The organism is Paracoccus yeei ATCC BAA-599 (genome assembly GCF_000622145.1).
Lineage (GTDB): Bacteria > Pseudomonadota > Alphaproteobacteria > Rhodobacterales > Rhodobacteraceae > Paracoccus > Paracoccus yeei.
On the sequence record NZ_KK211403.1, the window covers coordinates 51,699 to 61,527 of the forward strand.

9 protein-coding genes and 1 pseudogene are annotated in these 9,829 nt (G+C 64.6%); 8 read left to right on the forward strand and 2 right to left on the reverse strand.

What is annotated here, in order from left to right:
* Both BU28_RS26170 and BU28_RS23935 read right to left on the reverse strand, forming a co-directional pair.
* A pseudogene (locus tag BU28_RS26170) lies at window positions 1-226 on the reverse strand (IS110 family transposase); the annotation flags it as partial.
* 60 nt (window positions 227-286) lie between these two features.
* Window positions 287-1,219, reverse strand: a complete 933-nt coding sequence (locus tag BU28_RS23935) for a LysR family transcriptional regulator (protein ID WP_051578338.1) — start codon at window positions 1,217-1,219, stop codon at window positions 287-289.
* Between the two features lie 128 nt (window positions 1,220-1,347).
* Here BU28_RS23935 and BU28_RS0119770 point away from each other — a divergent pair, with 128 nt between their 5' ends.
* The 8 genes from BU28_RS0119770 to BU28_RS23940 form a co-directional block, all read left to right on the forward strand.
* Entirely contained in the window at window positions 1,348-2,361 is a 1,014-nt protein-coding gene (locus tag BU28_RS0119770; protein ID WP_036763795.1) for an ABC transporter substrate-binding protein, read from the forward strand.
* A 101-nt stretch (window positions 2,362-2,462) separates the two neighbouring features.
* On the forward strand, window positions 2,463-3,335 hold the full coding sequence (locus BU28_RS0119775) for an ABC transporter permease (RefSeq protein WP_028720956.1): 873 nt from the start codon (window positions 2,463-2,465) through the stop codon (window positions 3,333-3,335).
* Between the two features lie 3 nt (window positions 3,336-3,338).
* Window positions 3,339-4,418, forward strand: a complete 1,080-nt coding sequence (locus BU28_RS0119780; protein ID WP_028720957.1) for a quaternary amine ABC transporter ATP-binding protein — start codon at window positions 3,339-3,341, stop codon at window positions 4,416-4,418.
* Between the two features lie 18 nt (window positions 4,419-4,436).
* On the forward strand, window positions 4,437-5,888 hold the full coding sequence (locus tag BU28_RS0119785; protein WP_028720958.1) for an aldehyde dehydrogenase family protein: 1,452 nt from the start codon (window positions 4,437-4,439) through the stop codon (window positions 5,886-5,888).
* Window positions 5,885-6,868 carry a membrane dipeptidase gene (locus tag BU28_RS0119790; protein ID WP_028720959.1) on the forward strand — a complete coding sequence of 328 codons (984 nt, stop codon included), beginning with the start codon at window positions 5,885-5,887 and terminating at the stop codon, window positions 6,866-6,868. Before BU28_RS0119785 ends, BU28_RS0119790 begins: the two co-directional genes overlap by 4 nt.
* 98 nt (window positions 6,869-6,966) lie before the next feature.
* Window positions 6,967-8,529, forward strand: coding sequence for a hypothetical protein (locus BU28_RS0119795; RefSeq protein ID WP_332908370.1), 1,563 nt, complete (start codon window positions 6,967-6,969; stop codon window positions 8,527-8,529).
* Window positions 8,530-8,546: 17 nt separating this feature from the next.
* Window positions 8,547-9,146 carry a DUF3726 domain-containing protein gene (locus BU28_RS0119800; protein ID WP_162176565.1) on the forward strand — a complete coding sequence of 200 codons (600 nt, stop codon included), beginning with the start codon at window positions 8,547-8,549 and terminating at the stop codon, window positions 9,144-9,146.
* Between the two features lie 9 nt (window positions 9,147-9,155).
* A partial coding sequence (locus BU28_RS23940; RefSeq protein ID WP_036763883.1) for an Ldh family oxidoreductase occupies window positions 9,156-9,829 on the forward strand: 674 nt, incomplete at its 3' end.

Sequence of the window (9,829 nt, forward strand, 5' to 3'; positions counted from 1 at the left end):
GGATCAGGCGCACTTCATGTCCAAACGTCTCGAAAGCGCGGCCCCAGCCATGCGCCGTCGCACACGCCTCCATGGCGACAACGCACCGCGGTACCTGAGACATGAACGCAAGTAGCTGGCCACGCGAAAGCCTTTTGCGAAACACGACGGATCCGTCGTGACCGGCACCGTGCAGGTGGAAAATGCGCTTTGCCAGATCGATCCCGATAATCGTAACCTCGGACATGGATGCTCCCTCCTTCTGTGATGGCTTCAACACGCATCACATTGGCACATTGCGATGCCGTCAGGTGGGGGCATCCACGCCATCAACATGACTAGGGTATAATCCTATGCTGTGGGATAGAACCTCTCTCAGCTGTTCGTTCAGCTGCTTCACGAAGGTCGTTGCCAAAGGGCTTGGCATACTGTTGCTGCGCTGAACCAGGCCGACGACCCGAGAGACGCCGCCGGTCTCGATCTCGAGCGCCGTCAGACCGGCAGGCAGCGTGGTGCAGGCAAGCGCGGGCAGCAGCGTGACCCCGGCATTCGCCCGGACCATCGCCAGCAGAGAAGTGATATTCCTGATCGTCAGCCGGGCCTTGTCGACCATCTCCGCATATTCAGGCGCGTTTATTGCCCGCGCGGATTCGTTGACGATCAGATCTTCGGTCAGCAGATCCTGCCAGCAAAGGGGTCGGGGAAGCCGAGCCAAAGGGCTCTCGACTGCACAGACCAGTCGGAAAGGGTCCTCGAACAGCGGTGCAAAGGACAGGGGCAGCTTGCCCGGCGGCGGGCCGCCGATACCGATATCAGCCTCGCCGGTGACGACCATTTGCTGAACCTGATGACTGTCGGTATCCACCAGGCTGACGGCTGCGCCGCTCTGGCGGCGAAGGAACTCGCGCAGGATCGGCGGCAGGATGCGTGATGCGACCGATGGCACCGCCACGATATGCAGACGGCCCAGCCGGCTCTGGGCAAAGGCCTTGATCGTCTCGATGCCGCGGTCGTGGTCACGGATCATCACCTCGGCCATGTCGCGGACATAGGTTCCCAGAACGGTCAGCCGGCTTTTGCGGTCCTGTTCGAATAGGGGCCCGCCCAGTTCGTCCTCAAGCGCGGACAGCGTCATCGACACCGACGACGGGGTGCGCAGCAGGCGCGTGGCGGCGTCCTTAATATTGCCCTCCTCTGCCACCGTTAAAAAACTTCGCAGCATCTCGATCTTGATTGCCACTTCACACCTGCTTCAGGTTTTCTTAATCAAATGCCAATTTTTCAAGATTGATTGAAATCTCAGGGAAGCGCTAGGTACTGTCAACCCGCTCGTCAAGAAATACGGGGAATCAACATCGGAGCATCCACATGACCAGCATCAAGGTCTGCCTGACCTGTTCGGCCCTGGCCCTTGCCGCCCTGCCCAGCGGGCAGGCGCGTGCCGAGCCCAATTGCGGAAATGCCGGCACCATCACCATAGCGGAAATGACCTGGGCTTCTGCCGGAATGCTCGCCCAGGTAACCCAGCGCATCCTGCAGGATGGCTTCGGCTGCGACACCGCGCTGCAACCCGGCGACACTGTGCCCGTCGCCAGCTCGATGCTGACGCGCTCGCAACCGGATATCGCGCCCGAGCTTTGGGTTTCGACCGCGCAGTCGGTCTGGGACCAGATGATTGCAAAAGGCAATGTCTACAAGGCCTCGAACACCTATACCGAGGGCGGTATTGAGGGCTGGTGGGTGCCCGACTACATGGTCGAGGCGAACCCCAAGCTGAAATCCCTCACCGATCTGGCCGCAAACTGGAAGGATTTCGCCGACCCCTCGAACCCGGAAAAGGGCCGCTTCTATGGCTGCCCTCCGGGGTGGGGCTGCGAGATCATCTCGGACAACCTGTTCAAGGCGCTGGATCTAGGCAAGACCTTTGAGGTGTTCTCGACCGGCTCGGGCGAGAACCTGAAGGCGTCGATCGCCCGGGCGGTGGCGGCGCGTCAGCCCTTTGTCGGCTGGTATTGGGGGCCGACCGAGGTGATCGGGAAATACAAGCTGGTCCGGCTGGACATGCCCGCCTATGACCCGGTCAAGTTCAAGTGCCTGACCCAGACCGACTGCGCCAACCCCGAGGTGACGGGATGGGCCCCGGGCGAGGTCGCGGTCGCCGCGACGACGCGTCTGCGGACCGATGCCCCAGACGTGGCGGCGTTCCTGTCCAAAATGACCGTTCCCAATAACGACATGAACGCCATCCTGGCTTGGGCCGATGTCGCCAGCGCCAGCCCCGAGGAGACTGCACAGCATTTCTTTCAAACCTACCCGCAGGTCTGGAAGACATGGGTTCCGGCCGATGTAGCCCAGCGCGTCGAGGCTAAGCTGGCCGACTGATTGCCCCCGGGGAACGGCAGCGCCTTTCCCTCCCCCATTTACCTGCCGGTCGGCACACGCGATTTGTTGCACGCCTGGCCCGCGCAAGATGGAGAAACCGCATGGCGCAGGGCTTTCCCGAAATCTTTGACGTCAGGACATTCGGCGCGGCGCTGGACGATGCCTTTACGGGCATTGTCTCGACCTATGGCACCGCGCTGAGCAATTGCTTTCTGCCATTGCTGAAGATGCTTACCCTGTTCGAACAGACATTGCAGGCGCTGCCCTGGTGGTCAGTCGTGCTGGGTTTGGCAGTTCTGGCCTGGGCAATGTCCAGAAGCTGGAAAACGGCGCTGCTGGTCGGCCTGCTAACCTTTGGCATCGGGGTGGTGGGCGTGTGGAACGCGGCCATGTCGACGCTGGCGCTGATGCTGGTTTCGACGCTGCTCGCCATCCTGATCGGCGTGCCGCTGGGCATCGCAATGTCGCGCTGGAACGGCTTGCGCGCGGTCGCGCTGCCGGTTCTGGACATCCTGCAGACCATGCCGATCTTTGTTTACCTGATTCCCTTTGTCATGCTGTTCGGCCCAGGCAAGATCCCTGCCCTGCTGGCGACGATCACCTTTGCCATCCCGCCCGTCATCCGCTTGACCGATCTGGGAATTCGTCAGGTCGACGCGGAGACCATCGAAGCGGCGCATTCCTTTGGGGCCTCGCCCACCCAGACGCTTTTGTCGGTTCAGCTTCCGCTGGCGCTGCCGACGATCATGGCAGGCATCAACCAGACCACGATGATGGCGCTTTCGATGGTGGTCATCGCCTCGATGATCGGCGCGGGCGGACTGGGCTATCAGGTCCTGCAGGGCATCCAGAGGCTGGAGGTCAGCCGCGGGTTGCTGGCGGGGGTAGGCATCGTCCTTATGGCCATCATTTTCGACCGGATAGCACAGGGCTACGGCCAAAGGGTTCAGCGCGCCCGGAAACAGGAGAGCTGAAGCATGGGTCAAGAAATCAAGATCCGGGTCGAGAATGTCTGCAAGATCTTCGGCCCCAATCCTGCCAAGGCCCGCGAGCATGTGCGCACCGGCATGGGCAAGGCCGAGTTGCTGCAGGCGACAAACCACGTCCTGGGCCTGCACGACATCAATCTGGACATTCCCGCCGGACAGGTCTTCGTGATCATGGGCCTGTCCGGGTCGGGCAAGTCCACGCTGATCCGGCATTTCAACCGCCTGATCGAGCCCACCGATGGTCGCATCCTGATCGACGGTCAGGACATCCTGCAGTTGGGCACGCTTGATCTGCGCGAACTGCGGCGCCGTCGTATTTCGATGGTGTTTCAAAAATTCGGCCTGCTGCCACATCGCACCGTGCTGGACAACGTGGCCTATGGCCGGATCGTCGGCGGCGAGCCCGCAGCCGTCGCGCGCCGCAAGGCGGCCGAGTTCATTGGCGTGGTCGGGCTGACCGGCTTCGAAAGCCATCTGCCGTCCCAGCTGTCGGGGGGCATGCAGCAGCGGGTCGGGCTGGCCCGCGCGCTGGCCACCGATGCCGAGATCCTGCTGATGGACGAAGCGTTCAGCGCGCTGGACCCGCTGATCCGCACCGAGATGCAGGTGCAGTTGAAGGCGATCCAGAGCCAACTGGGCAAGAGCGTGGTCTTCATCACCCATGATCTGGACGAGGCGCTGTATCTGGGCGACACCATCGCGATCCTCAAGGATGGCCAGTTACGCCAGGTCGGCAGCGGCAACCAGATCCTGATGACACCCGCCGATGATTACGTCAGCCGCTTCGTGCGCGACGTGAACCGCGCGAGGGTGCTGTCCTGTGGTGGGCTGGCGCGGCTGCAATGCGAGGGCTGGTCCACGCAACCGGGGCAATCGCCCCGCCTGATGGCGCCGGACGGCAGCGCCGCCCCTTATGACGAGATCGACGCCGACGCGCCGCTTGAGGCCGCGTTCGCCACACTGGCGGCCGCCGCCACCCCGGTCGTTGTCACCAGCAACGGACGCGCCATCGGGCTTTTGGACCGTGGCGCCGTGCTGGGCGCCCTACACCGCCCAGCCGCACAGTAAGAACCGAAGGACAAACAGATGGAACAGCAAACCGGGCTCTATGTCGCGGGCCAATGGCAGCGCGGCGAGACAGAGATCGAAAACCGCAATCCTTCGGATCTGGCCGATGTGATCGGCCATTACGCGCAAGCCACGGTGGCACAGGTGGATCAAGCCATCGCCGCCGCGCGCAAGGCCCAACCATTATGGTGGGCCGCTGGGATCCAGAAGCGCCATGACGTGTTGATGGCAATCGGCACCGAGCTGATGGTCCGCGCTGACGAGATCGGCCGCATCATCTCGCGCGAGGAAGGCAAGCCGCTGGCCGAGGGGCGCGGCGAGGTCTATCGCGCCGGCCAGTTCTTTACCTGGTTCGCGGCCGAGGCCCTGCGCCTGGCTGGCGAGCGCGTGGAAAGCGTGCGCCCCGGCATCGGCATCGAGGTCCGGCGCGACCCGGTGGGCATCGTCGCCGTCATCAGCCCGTGGAATTTCCCGATCGCGACCCCGGCCTGGAAGATTGCGCCGGCCCTGGCCTATGGCAATGCGGTGCTCTGGAAGCCTGCCAATCTGACCCCAGCCAGCGCTGTTGCCCTGACCGAGATCATCGCCCGCCAGGACATCCCGGTCGGCCTTTTCAATCTGGTGCCCGGTGCCGGGCGCGACATCGGGCAAAGGCTGATCGAAAGCCCGGCACTGGACGCGATCACCTTTACCGGCTCGGTGCCGGTCGGGCGCGCCATCGCCGCCTCGGCCATCGTCAACATGACGAAGTTGCAGATGGAGATGGGCTCGAAGAACCCGATGGTCATCATGGACGACGCCGATCTGGACCTGGCGGTCGCCCATGCCTGCAACTCGGCCTTTGGCGGCACCGGCCAGAAATGCACCGCCGCCAGCCGCCTGATCGTGCATGAGCGCGTGCATGACGAATTCGCAGCCCGACTGGTCGCCGCTGCAAAGGCCCTGGAAGTCGGCCCGGCGCTGGCCTCGGGCACGCAGATCGGCCCGGTGGTCAGCGCAGCCCAACTGGCGCAGAACCTGGATTACATCGCCATCGGCAAGGCCGAAGGGGCGGACCTGCTGTGCGGAGGCGAGCGTCTGAACCGCCCGAGCGAGGGCTATTATATGGCGCCCGCCGTCTTCTCCGGCACCCGCAACGACATGCGTATCAACCGCGAGGAAATGTTCGGTCCGATCACCTGCCTGCAGCGCGTGTCGGATTATGACGAGGCACTGGCCGTCGCCAATGATAGCGAATTTGGCCTGACTGCCGGCATCATGACGGCAAGCCTGGCCCGCGCCAACCACTTTCGCGCCAACATGCGGGCGGGCTGCGTGATGGTCAATCTGCCTACCGCCGGCACCGATTACCATGTGCCCTTCGGCGGGCGCGGCGCCTCGAGCTATGGGCCCCGCGAACAGGGTCGCTATGCGGCCGAGTTCTTTACCACGGTCAAGACCAGCTATATCGCCGAGGGGACACCGGAATGAACCCCGTCGTCGATGCGGTGCAATACGCGAACTGGTCCGAGCGAATCTTTCGCCAGATGCGCGAAGGCGGCGTGGATGCCGTCCATGTCACGGTCACCTATCACGAGACATTCCGCGAAACCGTGCAGAACCTGACAAAATGGGCGCGCCACTTCGAGGCGTTTCCCGATCTGATCTTTCCGGGCCGCGCGGCCGCCGACATCGACCTGGCCCGTCAGACCGGCCGCACGGCGATCTTTTTCGGCGCGCAGAACCCCAGTTGCATCGAGGACGACATCGGCCTAGTCGAGATCCTCCACCGGTTGGGGCTGCGCTTTATGCAGCTGACCTACAACAACCAGTCCCTGCTGGCTTCGGGCTGTTACGAGGCCAGCGATTCCGGCCTGACCCGCATGGGTCGCGAGGTCGTCGCCGAGATGAACCGCGTCGGCATGGTCGTGGACATGAGCCATTCGGGCGAGCGCTCGACCTTGGAGGCGATCGAGCATTCGACGCGCCCGATCGCCATCACACACGCAAACCCGGCTGCCTGGCACCCGGCGCGGCGCAACAAATCCGAGACGGTGCTGCGCGCCCTTGCCGAAACCGGCGGCATGATCGGCTTTTCGACCTATCCGCATCACCTGCGCGGCGGCAGCGACTGCACCTTGCAGGATTTCTGCGATGCGGTGGTGCGCACCGCCGACATGATCGGCCATGACAAGGTCGGCATCGGCAGCGATCTGTGCCAGGATCAGCCGAACAGCGTGGTCGAATGGATGCGGTCCGGGCGTTGGACCAAACGGGTCGACTTTGGCGAGGGCAGCGCCGAGAACCCGGGTTTTCCCGCGATGCCCCACTGGTTTCGCGACAACCGCGACTTCGGCAATATCGCGGCCGGGCTGCGGGCCGCCGGCCTGTCCCAGAGCAGCGTGGCTGCGGTGATGGGCGGCAACTGGTATCGGTTTTTCAACGAAAGCTTTGGACCGGCAGCATCATGACACCGCACCCGATGGACGTCTCTGGAGCCACGATCCGCCCCAGGCCTCCGGCTCAGGTGATGCGCCTGGAAAGGCTGGGCGCCTCGCACCCGACGCGGTTGTCGTTCCTGCGCAGCCTGCTGCGTCGCCTTGCCCGCGAAGGCTGGCGGTTCGACCGGCCGCTATTTGAATTGGACGGGAAGGGCGTGGGCCGGGCGATCTATCGTGCCGCAGGCCCCCACCGAAGCTATGCGCTGGTTGCGTTCTCGCATGATCTTCCCGACGAGATGCGCAGCGACCGTGTCATTGCCACGGCGTGGGACGCGACATTCGCCTTGTTCGACGGCACCCCCACCGCCGAGGATCTTGACCGTCTCGCGGCGAATGTGCCCTTGCAAGAGGCCGGCCGCATCGCGCAAAGCGAACTGACGCTCAGCCGCGCCAACCGCTCGGTGCGGTTGTTTCACCATGTCGTCGCGCGATTGGCCGCTGATCTGCAACCCGATACCGCCGAGCTTGATGCGGTGGGCTATCTCATGCGGACAACTGCGGTTTACGGCTCCGGCAAGTTCGGGGCGGCGGATCGGGACGAGATCGCCGCGCGGCCGGAATTGCAGGGACCGTTCCAGGCCGAGATGCTGACAGTCTGGCTGATCCGCGCCTTTACCGTCGATCTGGTCGAACATCTGGCCCGGGTGCGGGGCGGGCCGGGCGCCGTCCGATTGGATCCGGCACTGCGGCGCCGGTTGGGGGTGGGGAATTCGACGGGGCTAGGCATGGCACCATTCTTGGTGCGCCACCCCCTGTTATTGAACAACTGGATCGCGGCGCGCGAAACCGCGCTGGCCCGGGTGCGCGCGATGCCTCAGGCCACGCCCGAGACCGTTGCGGCCTTTGCCAAGGCGCTGGCCCATGCGCGCGAGAATGCAACATTGTGGCACAGCGATCACCCAGGGCAGATGGCCAAGCTAGCCCTGCTCCGGGCGGATCTGGCGCGGCTGGACGGCCATCTGCCGGGGCATTCCTGGCAGACCCCTATGCCTTGGGACCGGTTGTGGACCTGGGGCGAGCACGCCCTGGGGATCGAGGCGCAGGAAATGCTCTGCGCCTTGCTGCTGGAGCCGCATGGCAACCTGATCGACGATCTCGCCGACAGCATGTCTGCCGACGAGGCCGCGGCGTTCGAGATCGACGGCTCGATGCCACTGGCCGAGCTGCGCCGCCTGCTGCACACCCATTACGACTGGGCGTTGGCGGTCGATTATGCGCAAGCCGATGCCGTCGCGCGCTTTTGGTATGTCTCCGAAGAAAAGCTGGAGCCGCGTCTGGGCCGCCGCGGCAGCGACTCCGGCGACGACCGCGAGCAACGTTTGGACACAGGCCGCCGGGCGGCCGCTTTGTCCGAGGCGTTGAAGACTGCCCGCGACAACGACTTGGCGACGTTTCTGCGGTCCCACCCCGAACACCGGCTGATGGTGCGCAGGGTCCAAATCACCGCCCGAGCGGGCTATGCCGAAATCCGCGACAATCTGATCGCGCGCGACATGCTGCCCATCGATTTGCTGCGGTGCAAGCTGGCATTCTTTGGTGCCAACCGCTTCGATCCCCGCTCGGACCTCTGGGTGCGCATCAACCTGTTCGCAGGCGAGCCCTATCCTGACGAGATGGAGACCGCCCGATGAGCAATGGTTCTGCCCCTGTGGATGGCGTCCTGACTCCATCCCGCGCCGAGATAGAGGCGCTTTGCCTCAAGACCGCCCGCGCGGCGGGTTTGGAATGGGGACTCGCCGAGGATGCTGGCCGTTCGGTCGCCGTGCTGGAGCGGGCTGGCCTGCCCGGTCTGGACTGGTTCCTGGCTTGGCTTGAATCCCCTGCCGGAACGGCTGTCGATCTGGGCAATCCCGCCGCCACAGCCCTGTGCCCGATCCGCTCAGGCGCCGTGCTGATCGACCATGGCCTGCGCCTTCGCCTTCCGTTGAGCCTGCCGGATATGATCGTTCCCGGGCTGCTGATCGGCTTTCTGCTTCGCCATCCGGCTGGCTTCGAAATGGCGTGGTCGGGCGGCAAGGCGCGGATCGGTGCGACGCGCGCGACGTTCGAAGGTCTGCCCCTGCCGCGGCGGGGTTCGGTTGCCCTGCACCACGCGATCGTCACGCCAGGGTCGCTCGGCCATGCGCCGCGCCGCCCCTGTCCGATCGCGGTCTGGCAGGATCTGAACCGCCTTGCCCTGGCCATCACGGTTCCCGCCACCGCCGTTTCCCGGACCGGTGCGGGGGCCGGAACGCATGACAATGATTGAGACCTTCCAATGACCGATACCATCCGCATGTCGCTCGCCGATATCGAAGCCCTGAGCAGCCGCGCCCTGATGTGTGCCGGCGCAGGCGCCGAGGCTGCCGCCTCGGTCGGCCGGTCCACCATGCTGGCCGAGCGCGACGGCATCGCCAGCCACGGCCTGATGTATGTGCCGATCTATGCTGAGCATCTGCGCTGCGGCAAAGTCGACGGCGCGGCGCGGCCAGTCGTCTCGCGCCCCGGAGCCGGCGTGATCACGGTCGATGCGGCCTCTGGCTTCGCCCATCCGGCCATCGATGCCGGTTTTCCGCTGCTGATCGACGCGGCGCGTCAGAACGGCATTGCCGCGCTCGCGATCCGGAACTCCTACAATTGCGGCGTTTTGGGCCATCATGCTGAGCGGATCGCAAGCGCTGGGCTGCTGTCGCTGTGCTTCACGAATGCACCGGCCTCGATTGCTCCGGTCGGGGGCGCAAAACCTATCATCGGAACCAACCCATTCGCTCTGGGCGTCCCGAATGGAGCGGGCGCGGCGGCGCTTGTTATCGACCAGAGCGCCAGCGTGGTCGCCAAATCCGAGATCGCCCGCCGTGCCGCCGCCGGCACACCAATCCCAGAAGGCTGGGCCGTGGATGCCGAGGGCAATCCGACCACCGATGCTGGCGCGGCACTCAAAGGCGCGATGAT